The organism is Microbacterium resistens, assembly GCF_021172025.1.
Classification (GTDB): Bacteria; Actinomycetota; Actinomycetes; order Actinomycetales; family Microbacteriaceae; genus Microbacterium; species Microbacterium resistens.
Genome location: NZ_CP082781.1, coordinates 2,069,552 through 2,085,335 on the forward strand (window position 1 = coordinate 2,069,552; position 15,784 = coordinate 2,085,335).

Sequence of the window (15,784 nt, forward strand, 5' to 3'; positions counted from 1 at the left end):
GAGATCAGATCTCGTCGATCGAGGCGGACTCGAAGCGGCTGGAGATGTTGATCCCCAGCTCCTCCGCAGCCCGGAACGCCTCGTCGTCGGTGTCACGGAGGTTGACCGCCGTGCCGTCGGCCGAGAGCACCTCGACGTTCAGGCAGAGCGACTGCATCTCCTTCATGAGCACCTTGAACGACTCGGGGATGCCCGGCTCCTGGATGTTCTCGCCCTTGACGATCGCCTCGTAGACCTTGACGCGGCCGAGGATGTCGTCGGACTTGATCGTGAGGAGCTCCTGCAGGGCGTACGCGGCACCGTAGGCCTCGAGCGCCCACACCTCCATCTCACCGAAGCGCTGGCCGCCGAACTGGGCCTTACCGCCGAGCGGCTGCTGGGTGATCATCGAGTAGGGACCCGTCGACCGCGCGTGGATCTTGTCGTCCACGAGGTGGTGCAGCTTCAGGATGTACATGTAGCCCACCGAGATCTGGCCCGGGAACGGCTCGCCCGACCGACCGTCGAACAGGGTCGTCTTCCCGGTCGAGTCGATGAGGCGGTCGCCGTCGCGCGTCGGGATCGTCGAGTCGAGCAGACCCGAGATCTCCTCCTCGCTGGCGCCGTCGAACACCGGGGTCGCGACCTTGGTACCCGGGGCGACGTCGAACGCCTGCTCCGGCAGACGCGCGGCCCACTCCGGGGTGCCCTCGATCTTCCAGCCCTGCTTCGCGATCCACCCGAGGTGGGTCTCCAGCACCTGGCCGAAGTTCATGCGGCCCGGGATGCCGAGCGGGTTCAGGATCACGTCGACCGGCGTGCCGTCCGCGAGGAACGGCATGTCCTCGACGGGGAGGATCTTCGCGATGACGCCCTTGTTGCCGTGACGGCCCGCGAGCTTGTCGCCCTCGGTGATCTTGCGCTTCTGGGCGATGAAGACCACGACGCGGCGGTTGACGCCCGAGCCCAGCTCGTCGTCGCCGTCCTCGGCGTTGAACTCCTTGACCGCGATGACGGTCCCCTGCTCGCCGTGGGGCACCTTCAGCGACGTGTCGCGGACCTCGCGGCTCTTCTCGTTGAAGATCGCGCGGAGCAGGCGCTCCTCGGCGCTGAGCTCGGTCTCGCCCTTCGGCGTGACCTTGCCGACGAGGATGTCGCCGGGGCGGACCTCGGCGCCGATGCGGATGATGCCGCGCTCGTCCAGGTCCTTCAGCAGCTCCGGGCTGACGTTGGGGAGGTCACGGGTGATCTCCTCCTTGCCGAGCTTCGTGTCGCGCGCGTCGACCTCGTACTCCTCGATGTGGATCGAGGAGAGGGTGTCGTCCTTCACCAGGTCCTGGCTGAGGATGATCGCGTCCTCGAAGTTGTGACCCTCCCAGGTCATGAACGCCACGAGGAGGTTCTTGCCCAGCGCGAGCTCGCCGTTCTCGGTGGCGGGTCCGTCGGCGATGACCTCGCCGACCTCCACGCGCTCACCCGCGGACACGACGACCCGCTGGTTGTAGCTCGTGCCGTGGTTGGAGCGGTCGAACTTGCGCAGGTAGTACTCCTGCGTGCCGCCCTCGTCGAGCATGACCACGACGCGGTCCGCGGAGACCTCGCTGACGACGCCCGCCTTGGTCGCGGTGATCACGTCACCGGCGTCGATGGCGGCGTAGCCCTCCATACCGGTGCCGACCAGCGGCGACTCGCTGCGCAGCAGCGGCACGGCCTGACGCTGCATGTTCGCGCCCATGAGCGCGCGCTGGGCGTCGTCGTGCTCCAGGAACGGCACGAGCGAGGTCGCGACCGACACCATCTGGCGCGGCGAGACGTCGATGTAGCCGATCTCCTCGGGGAGGAACAGGTCGACCTCACCGCTGCCGCCCTTGGGGCGCGCGAGCACGTGGCTCTCGGTGAAGCGGCCGTTCTTGTCGAGCGGGGCGTTCGCCTGGGCGATGTTGTAGTCGATCTCCTCGGCCGCCGACAGGTAGTCGATCTGGTCGGTGACGGTGCCGTTCTCGACCCGGCGGTACGGGGTCTCGATGAACCCGAAGGAGTTGATGCGCGCGAAGGTGGCCAGCGAGCCGATCAGGCCGATGTTCGGGCCTTCCGGGGTCTCGATGGGGCACATGCGGCCGTAGTGCGAGGGGTGCACGTCGCGCACCTCGACGCCGGCGCGGTCACGGCTCAGACCACCGGGGCCCAGCGCCGACAGGCGGCGCTTGTGGGTCAGGCCCGCGAGCGGGTTGTTCTGATCCATGAACTGCGACAGCTGCGAGGTGCCGAAGAACTCCTTGATCGCGGCGACGACGGGGCGCACGTTGATCAGGGTCTGCGGGGTGATCGCCTCGATGTCCTGCGTGGTCATGCGCTCGCGGACGACGCGCTCCATGCGGGACAGACCGGTGCGGACCTGGTTCTGGATGAGCTCGCCGACGGCGCGGATACGACGGTTGCCGAAGTTGTCGATGTCGTCGGTGGCGAGGCGGATCTCGGTCGTCTTGCCGCCGCGGATGCCCTCGAAGGTCTCCACGCCGGCGTGCAGGCGCACCAGGTACTTGATCGTCTCGACGATGTCCTTGACGGTCAGGACCGAGTCGCTCAGCGGCTGGTCCAGGCCCAGCTTCTGGTTGATCTTGTACCGGCCGACCTTGGCCAGGTCGTAGCGCTTCGGGTTGAAGTAGAAGTTGTCCAGCAGCGCGCGGGCGGCCTCGGCGGCGACCTGCTCGCCCGGGCGGAGCTTGCGGTAGATGTCGCGGAGCGCGTCCTCCTTGGTGAGGATCGTGTCCTTCGCGAGCGTCTCCTCGATCGAGGGGAAGCCGGCGAACTCGGCGAGGATCTCCTCGCTGCTCATCCCCAGCGCCTTCAGGAAGACGGTGACGGACTGCTTGCGCTTGCGGTCGATGCGCACGCCGACCTGGTCGCGCTTGTCGATCTCGAACTCGAGCCACGCACCACGGCTCGGGATGACGCGCGCAGAGACGATGTCCTTGTCGGAGGTCTTGTCCGGGGTCTTGTCGAAGTAGACGCCGGGCGAGCGCACGAGCTGCGAGACGACCACGCGCTCGGTGCCGTTGATGATGAACGTGCCCTTGTCGGTCTGCAGCGGGAAGTCGCCCATGAAGACCGTCTGGGTCTTGATCTCACCGGTCTGGTGGTTCATGAACTCGGCCTCGACGTACAGCGGGGCCGCGTAGGTCTTGCCGCGCTCCTTGCACTCCTCGATGGAGTACTTCTCCGGCTCGAGGTACGGGTTCGTGAACGACAGCTGCATCGTCTCGCTGAGGTCCTCGATCGGGGAGATCTCCTCGAAGATCTCCTCCAGTCCGCTGACCTCGGCGACGTCCTTGCGCCCGGCGGCCCTGGCCTCGGCGACGCGGTTGCGCCACGCCTCGTTGCCGACGAGCCAGTCGAACGACTCGGTCTGCAGGGCCAGCAGGTCGGGGACCGTCAGCGTGTCGGAGATCTTGGCGAACGAGAGGCGGGATGCACCGCGTCCGTTCTTGTTGGTGGTGGGAGTGGATGCGTTGCGAGCAGCAGCCAAGGGAATAACCTCCGTGAGCCCCGAGGGGGCGTCTCGATTCCTCTGTCGTCAGGTGGAGTGCGCCGCGTCGCTCGGACCCGCACGGAAGTCACCGCGTGAGCAGGCGGGACGTGCGGGGTTTCTGCCGACCACCATATGAGGGCAGGGAGGAGTGAGGCGCAACGATCAACTATACGACGGATTTCACGACATGTCCAGCGTGATTCTTGACCTCCGCGCGCCGGTGGGGTATATCTGCGCGATCGACCGGCCCTCAGGACATGAATACCGGTATCCGGTATCGTCTGCCTCGTGCCCGACACCCCTCTGGTCGCCTGCTTCGGCGAAGGCCTGGTGGCCCTCGTGCCGACCACGGCCGGCCCTTTGGAGAACAGCCGCTCGTTCCACCGGTCGCTGGCCGGGGCCGAGTGGAACGTCGCGATCGCGCTGGCCTCCGCGGGCGGGCGCGCCGCGGTGATCTCCCGCGTGGGCGACGACGGCTTCGGGCGCTTCCTCCTGGCGGAGCTCGCCGAGCACGGCGTGGACGCCACCGCGGTCGAGGTCGACCCGGAGGCACCCACCGGACTGTACGTGAAGGAGCTCGCCGCTCGACCCGACGGCTCGGTCGACGGTGTGATGCACTACTACCGCGCCGGATCCGCCGCGAGCCGCCTCTCGCCCGCCGTCCTGCGCGCCCCTGCCGCTTCTCGGATTCTCGATGAAGCGGCCCTCGTGCACACGACCGGGATCACCCCCGCCCTCTCCCCCGGCGCCCGCGCCGCACAGGACGAGCTGTTCGCCGGTCGCGGCGAGCGCCTGGTGAGCTTCGATCTGAATTGGCGACCGGCTCTCTGGCGGGGCCGCGAGGACGAGGGGCGGGAGATCCTGCGCGCCTACATGTCGGCCGCGGACATCGTGCAGTGCAGCGAGACGGACGCCGCCGCGGTGCTCGGCACGGGCGACGCCGCACAGCTGCGACGCATGATCCCGGAGCCGAGGCACCTCGTCGTGACCCGGACGGACGGGGCGGTGGCCTTCGACGGCGCGGAGAGCGTGGAGGCGCCGGCGCTGGCCGCCCCCGTGGTCGAGACGATCGGCGCAGGCGATGCGTTCGCCGCCGGCTTCCTCGGCGGGGTGCTCGCGGGGCTGTCGCTCGGCGGCTGCGTCTCCCGTGCCCACCGCATCGCGACCCGCGCGCTCGGCAGCACCCGCGACCACGTCGCCTGACCCGCCCCGTCCGGTCCGCCCCGTTTCGTCTCGTCCGGCCCGTTTCGTCTCGTCGCTGCGCTCCTCGCTCAACGACCGGGGATCACCCACGGATCGGGGTCCATTCCGGGGGAATCCGGCCCCACCGCCGACCCCAGAACCCCAACGCGCGCCCCAACCGACCGCGACCGAACCCCGATGCGCGCCGCACACCTGGCCACGACCGGACCCCGATGCGGGCCCCGAACCCGGGACGACCCGGGGTCAGGTGCCGCGGACGGCGCGGCGCGTCGCGCGCAGCGGCTCGTTCACGCCCTCCCCGCGATGCTGGACGACGCGGACGAAGAGGACGTCGAGCAGCGCGAGCTGGGCGATGCGGCTCGACATCGCGGCCATGCGCAGCGGCGCCTCCTTCGCGCGGGTGAGCAGCGCGACGTCCGCGACCCGGATCAGCGGAGAGTCCGGCGCATTCGTCAGCGCCACGACCAGCGCACCGGCCTCCCCGGCCACCTCGGCGGCCCGGATCGTCTCGGCGGTCTCGCCGCCGTGCGAGATCGCCAGGGCCACGTCGCCGGCACCCAGCAGCGCCGCCGCGGCGAGGGCGATGTGCGGATCCGGCGAGTGGGTCGCCGCGCACCCGATCCGAGCGAGCTTGAACCGCATGTCCTGCGCGGTGAGCGAGGACGCCGCCTGCCCGAACAGCTCGACGCGGGACGCCTGCGCGATCGCGGCGGCGGCGCGGTCCACCGCGGCGAAGTCGACGCTGAGCACGGTCTGCTCGATCGCGCCCACCTCGCGCGCGGCGATCTTCGCCGCGACCGTCTCGATCCCGTCGTCCAGGTCGATCACGGAGTCGTCGAGCCCGAAGCGCTCCCGCTCGGCCTGCTCCACGGCCACCGCACGGGCGAACGCCACCCGCAGCTCGCGATAGCCGCTGAACCCGATCGTCTGGGCGAACCGCGCCACCGTCGACAGCGACGTCCCGCACAGGCGGGCGAGGTCGTTGATGGCCAGGTCCACGACGAGGGTCGGATCCGCCAGCACCTGCTCGGCGACCCGCGCCTCCGCGGCGCTCAGGCGCCCCAGGGCTCCGCGGACCACCGCGATGACGTCGGCGCTGCGTCCGTCGGCGTGGCCGTCGGTCGCACCCCCGCTCATCGTCCCGCCCCGACCAGCCTCTCGCGCGCGAGCGCCGATCCGATCCTGCTGGCGGCACGGACGTCGATCACCGGCAGGGTTACGGCGTGTGCTCCGGCCGGAAGGCCCACGTTCACCACGGCGGCCGTGGGCGCGGCCTCGGCGACCTCGGCGACGAGCGCTCGCTGCGCCGGATCCGTGTCGATCCGGTCCACGAGGACGACCACGCGGAAGCCGCTCGCGTCCGCCGCGGCGACGGCCTCCGCGATGGCGCGGCGGCGCTCGTCCGCGTCCGTCGCGGCCGTGTCGAGACGCATCCGCCACCCGTCCTCGGCCAACGCCGCGGAGACGTAGCCCCCGGCGCTGTCCACCGCCAGGGTCGAGCGGCGCCGGGCGTCGATGACGGCGAGCCCGGGAACGGGGGCGAGGGCGGGGTCCTCGGACGCGCCGAGGCTCCGTCGCACGATGCCGGCGGCGTCGAACCGGTCCGCCGCGTCGCCGGCGCTCTCCGCCGAGCGGGCGGCGGAGAGCTTCTCCGCCAGCCGCGCGACCCGGGCCGCGGCCTCGGCCACACGCTCGCGCGAGAGGGAACCGTCCTCCAGCGCCGCGACGATCGCGTCGCGGGCGGCGCGGTAGTCGCGCTCGTCCTGGTCGATGGCGGCCGCCGGCCCCGGGTTCGTCGGATTGCCGATGCAGAGCAGATCCGCACCGGCCTGCAGGGCCCGCACGGCGCCTCCGCCGAGACCGAAGTTCTCACGCACGGCCGCCATGTCCAGCGCATCGGTGATGATGACGCCGTCGAAGCCGCTCCCGCCGTCGAAGCCGCCGTCGCGCAGCATCCCCAGCACGGCCGGGTTCAGCGTCGCGGGCAGCTCGCCCCACTCCGGGACGACGATGTGCGCCGTCATCACCGCGTCCGCGCCGGCGTCGATCGCCGCGCGGAACGGCGGCAGGTGGTCCCGGCGGATCACGTCGGTGTCGAGCTCGATGCGGGGCAGGTCGTGATGCGAGTCCAGATGGGTGTCCCCATGGCCGGGGTAGTGCTTGACGCACGCCGCGACCCCGGCGGACTGGATCCCGTCGACCTCGGCCGCCACGTGGCGCGAGACGAGCGCGGTGTCGGCTCCGAACGAGCGCACGCCGATGACCGGATTGCGCGGATCGGTGTTCACGTCCGCCACCGGGCCGAGCAGGACGTCGGCTCCGATCGCCCGCACCCGGCGGGCGAGCTCCGCGCCGGTCGCCCGCGTGGCCTCGACGTCGTCCACGGCGCCGAGCTGCGCCGCCCCGGGGACGGTCGAGCCGGTCGCGGCCTCGAGGCGGGTGACGCTCCCGCCCTCCTCGTCGATGCCGATGAGCGCCGTCGGGTTGGCGGAGCGGATCTCGTCGCTCAGCGCGGCGAGGCCCGGTCCGGTGTTCTGCGCGAAGTACACGACGCCGGCCATGCCGCGAGCGAGTTCCGTGCGCAGCCACGCGGGCGCGGTGGTTCCGAAGAACCCCGGCCAGAGGACGCCGTTCGCCAGGCGTTCGAGCTCGTCGCTCATCCCTTCACCGCCCCCGCGACCATGCCGGAGGACAGCCGGCGCTGCACGATCACGAAGAAGATCATGACCGGGATGGTGATGATGGTCGAGGCGGCCATGATGCTGCCCCAGTCGTTCGAGTGCAGGCCGAAGAAGGACTTCAGACCGATCGACACGGTGTACTGGTCGGTCGCCCCGCCCAGGATCGTCATGGCGAAGATGAACTCGTTCCACGCGGTGATGAAGCTGAAGATGCTCGTGGCGACGAGGCCCGGCATCACGAGCGGGAGCAGGATGGAGCGGAACATCCGCCACCAGCTGGCGCCGTCGATGTACGCGGCCTCCTCGAGCTCCACCGGCACGGCCTGGACGAACCCGCGGAGCATCCAGATCCCGAACGCCAGCGACAGCGCCACGTAGACGACCATCAGGCCGAGGATGCTATTGAGCAGGCCCAGGCTCTTGACCTGGAGGAACAGCGGGATGACGAGGGCCTCGAGCGGCACCATCTGCACCACGAGGATCATCATCAGGATCGTCGTGCGGAACTTGAAGCGGAACCGCGCCACCGCGACCGCGGCGAGCAGGCACACCAGGGCGCTGACGAGGACCGTCACGAGGGCGACGATCGCCGAGTTGCGCAGGTACGTGCCGAACCCGCCGTCGGTGAGGACGAAGGCGAAGTTGTCGAGCGTGAACTCCTGCGGCAGCAGGGACTGCCCGCCGCTGGAGGCCTTCTTGTCGAGCGCGCTGGAGACCATCCAGTACACGGGGAACAGCGTGAAGATCAGGACGGCGGCGACGCCGATGCCGACGCCGACGCGCGACATCACGGACGGGCGCGGGTTCACAGCTCGTCCTCCTTCATGAGCGAGCGGATGTACACGATCGTGATGCCGATGAGCACGAGGGTCAGCAGGACGGCGAGCGCCGAGCCGAAGCCGTACCGGTTCTGGCCGAAGGACTCGACGTAGCTCCACACGCCCAGGTTGAGCACGGAGCGGTTGCCGCCGTTCCCGCCGGGCATGAGATAGACCTGCGCGAACACCTTGAAGTCCCAGATCGTCGACAGGATGATGACGACGGAGAAGACCGGCTTGAGGGTCGGGAAGATGATCTTCCAGAAGCGGCGCCACGCGCCGGCGCCGTCCAGGGCCGCGGCCTCGAGCATCTCCTTCGAGACGCCGAGGAGCCCGGCGAGCACGGTGACCGCCACGAAGGGGAACCCGTGGTGGACGACGTTGAGCAGCACGATCGCGTAGAACGACCACTGGTTCGTGAACCAGTTGACCGAGCCGTCGATGAGGCCCAGGTCCTTGAGCACGGTGTTGAAGATGCCGCGGTCGGCGTCGAAGATGAACGTCCAGACGTACGTGCCGGTCACCGCGGGCATGGCCCAGGCGACCATGATGCAGCTGGAGACGATGGTGCGCCACACGGTCCCGAGACGCGCGAGCAGGAGGGCCACGAGCGTGCCGAGGGCGACCGTGGTGAAGACCGCGACGGCGGCGAAGCCGACGGTGTTCGGGAGGACGACGGTCCACAGTGTCGGGTTGGTGAGCGCCTCGCCGTAGTTCTCGAGGCCGATGAAGTTGGTCTTGCCGGTGTTGATCTCGCGCAGGCCGTAGTCCTGCAGGGAGTACAGGAACACCTGCACGAGCGGCCACAGCATGAGGACCGCGAGGATGATCAGGCCCGGGGCGAGCAGGAGCCAGGGCCGGGCCGTGACCCAGTTCAGCTTCCGCTTGCGCGACGGGCCGCCGGCCGCGGATCCGGAGCGTCGCTCCGTCTCCGCGGCCGGCAGGGGTGCGTGCACCGTCGTCATGGAGTGTCAGACCCTCACTGGTTGAGCAGGTCGGTCATCTCCTTGGCGGCGTCCTTCGTCGCGGTCGCGACGTCCTTCTGCCCGCTGAGGATGGCCTGCATCATCGAGTTGGTGGTCTTCTTGGCCTGGACGGCGCCGAAGTTCGGCGTCACCGGGACGGACCCGCCGCCCTCGACCATCTGCTGCGCGAAGGGCGCGACGAGCGGGTCGGTCGACTTCAGCGCCTCCGCCATGGCGGACTGGACGCCGGGGAAGTAGCCGGTCTCGTCCGCCCACTTCTCGGCGAACTCGCCCGTGGTCATGAGCTTGACGAACTCCCAGGCGAGGTCCGGCTCCTTCGTGGTGTTGAAGATCGACAGGTGCGAGCCGCCGAGCACGGAGGGCGCGATGCCGCCGTCCTTGCCGGGGATGACCGCGGCGCCGATCTTGCCCTCGAGCTCCGGGTTGGCCTCGAGGATCTTGTTCGGAGTCCAGGAGCCCGACAGCATCATGGCCACGTTGCCTTGGTTAAAGGCGTCGAGGAGATCCGTCTCCTTCCACGTCGTCGCACCGGCGGAGCTGAAGCCGTGCTTCACCGCCAGGTCGGTGTAGAACTGGATGCCCTCCTGGGACTCCTTGCTGTCCATCTCGCTCGTCCAGGTGTCGCCCTTCTTCGTGGCGATCTCGCCGCCGGCGCCCCAGACCCAGGGGTAGACCTGGAACTCGGCGTCGCCGGGGACCGGGAAGGGGAGCATGTCGGGCTTGGCGGCCTTGATCGCCTCGCCGGCCTTGACGATGTCGTCCCAGCTCTCCGGCGCCTTCAGCCCCAGCTCCTCGAACACGTCGGTGCGGTAGACGATCGAGCGCACGCCCGCGTACCAGGGCATGCCGTAGAGCGCCTCGTCGTAGGTGCCGGCCACGGCCAGGCCCTCGACCAGGTCGTCCTTGAGGCCCTTCTCGGCGCCGACGTAGTCGTCGAGCTCCAGGAGCGCGCCGGCGTCGGCGAACTCGGCGGTCCAGGTGGTGCCCGTCTCGGCGATGTCCGGGGTCGTCCCGCCCGCGATGGAGGTCACGAAGCGGTCATGGGCGTCGGCCCACTGCACCTCCTCGATGGTGACCTCGGCGCCGGTCTCCTTCGTGAACTCCTCCGACACGGCGTCGTAGAACGCGGACGCGTCGGGGTTGGTGCCCTTCATGATCCAGACGGTCAGGGTCTTGCCCTTGCCGTCCACCGGGCCGCCGTCGCCACCGGCCGAGGGGGTGCTGCCACCGGAGCAGGCGGCCAGGCCCAGGGTGGCCGCGGCGCCGAGCGCCACGAGGGGAAGAATGCGCTTCTTCATTCGGGGAATCTCCTCTTTGAAACTGCCTGGGCGTCGTCGGATGCGACCGCCAGTAGGAAAAAGTATCCACGATGAACAAATTCCCTGCAAGTTGCTTCCAGAGTCGTGATCGAGCCGTGATGTGGCGGCCCGTCCGCGCCGGTCGGCGCCCGGATCCCGCAGCGCCGCCGTAGGCTCGGAGAGTGGGCCGCGCACGGGACAGGGACAGGGAGCCGCCCTCCGCGCGCCTGGGCTCGGGAGGGATCGCGCGGATCGTCCCGGCCGAGTTCGGCGGCGGATACGAGGTGCTCATCGACGACACCCCGCAGTCCCACGTAGACCTGGAAGACCCGACGCACCTGCACTTCGAGTACGTCGTGCGGATGGGGGCGGTGATCGACCAGCTCGGCGAACCCGGCTCGCCGCTGTCCGCGGTGCACCTCGGCGCCGGCGGCCTCACGCTCCCCCGCTACATCGCCGCCACTCGTCCCGGATCCCGCCAGCAGGTCGTCGAGCTGGAGGCCCCGCTCGTGGACCTCGTCCGCGAGCACCTGCCGCTGCCCCGCGGCGCCGCGATCCGGATGCGGATCGGGGACGCGCGGGAGGCGGTGCGGCGCCTGCCTCCGGCGCTGACCGGGCACGTCGACCTGATCGTCGCGGACGTGTACTCCGGCGCGCAGACGCCCGCCCACCTCACGAGCGCGGAGTTCTACCGGGAGCTGGCCGCCCTGCTCGCCCCGAGCGGCGTGGTCCTCGTGAACGTCGCGGACGGACCCGGCCTCGCCTTCGCCCGCCGCCAGGTCGCGACGCTCGCCGCGGCGCTCGGCGAGGTCGCGATCCTCGCGGACGCGCAGATCCTCAAAGGGAGGCGCTTCGGGAACCTCGTGCTCGCGGCCTCGCGGGACCCCCTCCCCTCCGACGCGCTTCCGCGGATCCTCGCCGCCGGCCCCCATCCCGCGAAGCTCGCGCAGGGCGCCGAGGTCGCGGCGTTCGCGAAGGACGCGCCGATCGTCACCGACGCCACCGCCGTGGCCTCCCCCCGACCCGACGCCTCGATCTTCCTGCGCTGAGCGGGCGTGGCACGGCGCCTCGCTCAGGTTCAGGAGGCAGACTGGATCGAGACGATCGGAACGGAGAGGGCGCAGACGTGGGTTTCATCAAGGGATACGACACCGAGACCCTGCGTGAGCTGGTGGACCCGACCGAGTGCGAGCAGCGCCTCACCGAGATCGAGCAGCAGCGGAGCCTGCCCGCGCTCCTCGAGCGCGTGTGGCTGCTGAAGGTGCTCGGACGCCTGGACGAGGCGCTCGCCCTCGCCGACGAGACCGTGCGGCAGGCCCGCATGGCCGGCACCCGCAAGGACCTCGTGCGCGCCCGCGTCCTGCACGCGACGGTCCTGCAGTACCGCGGCGCGTACGCCGCCGCGGACCAGGAGCTCGCGACCTGCGTCGCCGAGGCGGAGGGGCAGGGATGGATCGCCATCGCCGCCTTCGCGCATCAGCACCACGGCAAGGTCGCGCTCGAGGCCGGAGAGCTGGAGCAGGCCAGGGAGAGCTTCAAGCGCGCGCTGTTCCTGCGCCGCGAAGCCGGTGCCGACGACGCCGCCCTGGAGACCGTGCTCCTCGCGATCGAGGCGGTCGAGCGCCGGCGCGACCCCGTGAGCGCCGTCGGCTGACCCCTCTCGCTCCCCTCTCCCCCGCTCCTCTCCCCCGCTCCTCCTGACGAGTGGTCACTTATTGTGGGTTGAGCGGCGCCGAACCCACGAAAACTGACCACTCGACAGATGTGCGGTGGGGCGACGGACGCGCCACGCGGCCCGGTGTCGCCGGGGTGGCCTAGCCTTGCCCTATGGCCGATCTGGACCGTGTGCGCATCTGGGGCGAGGCGCTCATCCGGCTGCATCTCGACGACTCCTGGGTCTTCGGGTTCGACAACGCCAAGCGCCGGGCGGGTCTGTGCAACTACCGGGACAAGCGGATCACCGTCTCGCGCTACCTCGCCGCGCGATTCGACGACGACGAGATCCATCAGGTGCTGCTGCACGAGGTGGCGCACGCGCTGGCCGGGCACGACGCCGCGCACGGACCGGCGTGGAAGCGCGTGGCTCAGGGCCTCGGGTACGTCGGGGGCACGACGCATCACGGCGAGACGGCCGTGGAGCTCGCGCCCTGGGTGGGATCCTGCCCCGCGGGCCACGTGACCTACCGGCACCGCCGGCCGAACCGCCCGACCTCGTGCGCCCGATGCTCCCGACAGTTCGACGAGCGTTACGCGTTCACGTGGACGCGGCGCGAGATCACCCGGGCCGACCGGCTCGCCGCTCTCGCGCCGCGCTGATCGACAGCCGGATCGACGCGGACCCGCCCCGGTGTTTGGATGGGGGCATGAGGATCCTGCTGAAGTTCACGATCGACACGGACGCGGACGCCGCCTGGCGGGCCCTGCACTCGCCGACGGTCCTCGCCGAGATCTACGGCCCCTTCCTGACCGTGGAACCGCTGGATCCTGCCGAGGCGGAGGTCGTCGCCGTGGACCCGGATCCTCGTCGTTCCGCCGCCGTGCAGCTGGGCCTCCTCGGACGCGTCCCGCTCGGCCGCCAGCTCATCTCGGTGTCCGATCGCACGCGGACGCTCGGCGGGCAGACGGTACGGATCCTCCGCGACAGCGGGATCCCGCTCACCGGCCCCCTCGCGAGCCTGGACGTGTGGGACCACCAGATGGCGGTCTCCCCGGACCCCGACGACCCCACCCGCACGCTGTGGCGCGACCGGCTCGTCATCGGCGGGCCGACCGCAGCCCTGCTGTGGCCGTCCCTCTGGCTCACCTGGCAGTGGCGCGCCTGCCGGATCCGCCGGCTCGCGCGCTCCTGGGCGCACGACCCGGAGCTCCTGGACCCCGCCGTCTGACGCGACGGTGAGGCCCCGCGATCCGCAGGGATCGCGGGGCCTCGTCCGCGCGGCGTCGGCACCGAAGCAGCCTCGCGGGGCCTCGCCGGATCGGCACCGGACCCGGATGTGCCCGCGGATCAGTCCGCGGCGAGCGCCTCCACCGGCACGACCCGCGTCGCGAGCCGCGTCGGAGCCACCGAGGCCACCAGGGTGAGCACCGCGGTCGCGGCGACGATGATCGCGATCGGCACCCACGGCACCGCCGGCGCCACGAGTCCGGCCGGGGCGAAGTCCGGCAGCACCGGGACGGAGCCCAGGAGCGACTGCGCCGCGATCCAGCCGTACGCCACGCCCAGCACGATGCCGGTGAGGGTGGCGGCGACCGTGATGTGCACCGCCTCCAGGAGCACCATCCGCCGGATCTGGCGCCCGGTGAGACCGATCGCCCGGAGCAGGCCCAGCTCGCGCCTGCGCTGCACGACGCCGATGGTGAGCAGGTTGATCATCCCGACGGCGGCGATGACGGCGGAGATGGCGACGAGCACCATCATCACCGACGCGAACGCGTCGACGGGGGCGAAGAACGCCTCCGCGACCTCCCCCTCGGTCTGGCGCACTAGCAGTGCCTTGACCGACTCCAGCGCGACGGCGAACATCGTCACCAGCGTCACACCCATCACCACGCCGATCGCCATCCGGCTGGAGCGCTCGGGGTGACGCAGCGCGTTCTCCGCCGCGAGCCGCGCCGTCGCCCCCGTCCCGAACAGACGCCCCACCAGCCGCAGCACGGGAGGCATGACCAGCGCGGCCCCGATCGAGAGGCCGGTGAAGGACAGGATCCCGCCGAAGAACGCGATGACCACCCCGAGCGGCGAGACCAGCCCGGCGACGACGCCGCCGGCGAGCAGTGCACCGCCGAGGATCAGGAGGATCAGCGCGACGACGTGGCGACCGGGACGGGTGGCGACCTCCTCGTGGGTGCGCTCCGCGGAGCCGCCCAGCGCCTGGAGGGGGGTCACCGTGAGCACGCGCCGGGATCCGACCCACGCCGCGATCCACGTCGTCAGCGCCACGCCGACGACCGGGAGCACGACGCCCGGCTGCAGCAGCGTGAAGTCCTGCGGCGCGCGCTCGAGCAGCTGCCCGCCCAGGGCCTGCCCCGCCGCGGAGACGCCGATGCCCACGGCGAGCCCGATGAGCGCGCCGATGATCCCGACGACCAGGCCCTGCCCGGCGACCTCGGCCCGTTGCGCCCGCGCCGACGCTCCGATCAGGCGGAGCAGCGCGATGCGCCGGGTCCGGCCGGCGATGATCGTCGTGAACGTGTTGGCCGTGACGATCGCGGCGACGTACATCGCGACGCCCGTGAGAAGGACAGACAGGATCACCACCACGAGCGCGAGCATCTCGCTGTCGCCGATGAACGGGTCCGCCTTCAGCAGCGCGCCGATGTAGACCGTCACCTCCACGAGGAACACGCCGAACGCGGAGGCGAGCGCGGCGACGAGGACGCTGGCGCCCATCCCGCGGTCACGCAGCCACGCCAGCCGAGAGGCGGGCAGCGGCGTCTCCAGCAGCGTGCCGGAGACGGTCGCGGCCGTCACGCCGCCACCTCCGCCGCGAGCATGTAGGCGGCGATCTGCTCCGCCGTCTGGCGCGGGTGGTCGGCGACGATCCGGCCGTCGCCGAGGTACAGCACCCGGTCGGCGTGGCTGGCGGCGATCGCGTCGTGGGTCACCATGGCGATGGACTGGCCGTGCTCCCGGCTGGCCGTGCCGAGCAGCTGCAGCACCTCCCGGCCCGTCGCCGAGTCGAGGTTCCCGGTCGGCTCGTCGGCGAACACGAGGTCGGGGGCGGTGGCGAGGGCGCGCGCGATGGCGACGCGCTGCTGCTGCCCCCCGGACAGCTGGTGCGGGCGGTGGCGCAGCCGCGCCCCGAGGCCGAGCGTCTCGATGAGCCCGTCGATGCGCGCGCGCTCGACCGCGCTGGGACGGCGGCCGTCCAGTTCGAACGGCAGCAGGATGTTGCCGATGGCGTCGAGGGTCGGGACGAGGTTGAAGGCCTGGAAGATGAATCCCACCCGGCGCCGGCGCAGCACCGTCATGTCGAGGTCGCCGAGACCGGTGATCTCGGTGTCCCCGATCCACGCGCGCCCCTCGGTGGGGGCGTCGAGGCCGGCCATGATGTGCATGAGCGTCGACTTGCCCGAGCCCGACGGGCCCATGATCGCGGTGAACTGGCCACGGCGGATTCCGACGCTGACGTCGTCGAGGGCGCGCACGGCGCCCTCGCCCGCGCCGTACGTCTTGGTCAGGTGCTGGACGCGGGCGGCGAGGCCCAGGTCGCTGGTCGTGATCTCCATGCCTTCGACGCTAGGGATCCGCCCGGTGCGCCCGCGTCGGCCCCGGGACGCATCCCCGTAC

The 15,784-nt window shown here is 70.9% G+C and carries 13 protein-coding genes; 5 read left to right on the forward strand and 8 right to left on the reverse strand.

Going from position 1 to position 15,784, the window contains the following annotated elements; all coding sequences use genetic code 11:
* Positions 1-4: 4 nt before the first annotated feature.
* Positions 5-3,505: a DNA-directed RNA polymerase subunit beta gene (rpoB, locus tag K8F61_RS09870; RefSeq protein WP_231818883.1), complete on the reverse strand. Its 3,501-nt coding sequence runs from the start codon at positions 3,503-3,505 to the stop codon at positions 5-7.
* 291 nt (positions 3,506-3,796) lie between these two features.
* On the opposite strand from rpoB, the gene K8F61_RS09875 reads away from it, so the two are divergent.
* Positions 3,797-4,711, forward strand: a complete 915-nt coding sequence (locus K8F61_RS09875) for a sugar kinase (protein WP_231818884.1) — start codon at positions 3,797-3,799, stop codon at positions 4,709-4,711.
* 243 nt (positions 4,712-4,954) lie between these two features.
* On the opposite strand, the gene K8F61_RS09880 is transcribed toward K8F61_RS09875, so the two are convergent.
* From K8F61_RS09880 to K8F61_RS09900, 5 genes are read right to left on the reverse strand one after another with little or no spacing between them, the layout of a single operon-like run.
* Positions 4,955-5,848 (reverse strand): MurR/RpiR family transcriptional regulator, encoded by an 894-nt coding sequence (locus K8F61_RS09880; RefSeq protein ID WP_231818885.1) that lies wholly within the window; start codon positions 5,846-5,848, stop codon positions 4,955-4,957.
* Positions 5,845-7,371, reverse strand: a complete 1,527-nt coding sequence (locus K8F61_RS09885; RefSeq protein WP_231818886.1) for a glycoside hydrolase family 3 N-terminal domain-containing protein — start codon at positions 7,369-7,371, stop codon at positions 5,845-5,847. The genes K8F61_RS09880 and K8F61_RS09885 overlap by 4 nt, the downstream gene beginning before the upstream one ends.
* Entirely contained in the window at positions 7,368-8,201 is an 834-nt protein-coding gene (locus K8F61_RS09890; protein WP_067249707.1) for a carbohydrate ABC transporter permease, read from the reverse strand. The genes K8F61_RS09885 and K8F61_RS09890 overlap by 4 nt, the downstream gene beginning before the upstream one ends.
* Positions 8,198-9,175, reverse strand: coding sequence for a carbohydrate ABC transporter permease (locus K8F61_RS09895; RefSeq protein WP_231818887.1), 978 nt, complete (start codon positions 9,173-9,175; stop codon positions 8,198-8,200). Before K8F61_RS09895 ends, K8F61_RS09890 begins: the two co-directional genes overlap by 4 nt.
* Before the next feature lie 14 nt (positions 9,176-9,189).
* Complete coding sequence (locus K8F61_RS09900) at positions 9,190-10,494, reverse strand: sugar ABC transporter substrate-binding protein (protein WP_231818888.1); 1,305 nt, start codon at positions 10,492-10,494, stop codon at positions 9,190-9,192.
* A 182-nt stretch (positions 10,495-10,676) separates the two neighbouring features.
* On the opposite strand from K8F61_RS09900, the gene K8F61_RS09905 reads away from it, so the two are divergent.
* From K8F61_RS09905 to K8F61_RS09920, 4 genes are all read left to right on the forward strand, one after another.
* Entirely contained in the window at positions 10,677-11,543 is an 867-nt protein-coding gene (locus tag K8F61_RS09905) for a spermidine synthase (RefSeq protein WP_231818889.1), read from the forward strand.
* A gap of 77 nt (positions 11,544-11,620) precedes the next feature.
* The gene (locus K8F61_RS09910) at positions 11,621-12,148 is read left to right on the forward strand and encodes a hypothetical protein (RefSeq protein ID WP_067249698.1); all 528 of its coding nucleotides are present in this window, start codon (positions 11,621-11,623) and stop codon (positions 12,146-12,148) included.
* A gap of 173 nt (positions 12,149-12,321) precedes the next feature.
* On the forward strand, positions 12,322-12,810 hold the full coding sequence (locus K8F61_RS09915) for a SprT-like domain-containing protein (protein WP_067249695.1): 489 nt from the start codon (positions 12,322-12,324) through the stop codon (positions 12,808-12,810).
* A gap of 47 nt (positions 12,811-12,857) precedes the next feature.
* A complete protein-coding gene (locus K8F61_RS09920) occupies positions 12,858-13,379 on the forward strand; it encodes a hypothetical protein (RefSeq protein ID WP_219086663.1) in 522 nt (173 codons plus the stop codon).
* 119 nt (positions 13,380-13,498) lie between these two features.
* On the opposite strand, the gene K8F61_RS09925 is transcribed toward K8F61_RS09920, so the two are convergent.
* Positions 13,499-14,965 (reverse strand): ABC transporter permease, encoded by a 1,467-nt coding sequence (locus tag K8F61_RS09925; RefSeq protein WP_418888045.1) that lies wholly within the window; start codon positions 14,963-14,965, stop codon positions 13,499-13,501.
* Positions 14,962-15,723 (reverse strand): ABC transporter ATP-binding protein, encoded by a 762-nt coding sequence (locus tag K8F61_RS09930; protein WP_067249685.1) that lies wholly within the window; start codon positions 15,721-15,723, stop codon positions 14,962-14,964. The genes K8F61_RS09925 and K8F61_RS09930 overlap by 4 nt, the downstream gene beginning before the upstream one ends.
* Between the last annotated feature and the right edge of the window lie 61 nt (positions 15,724-15,784).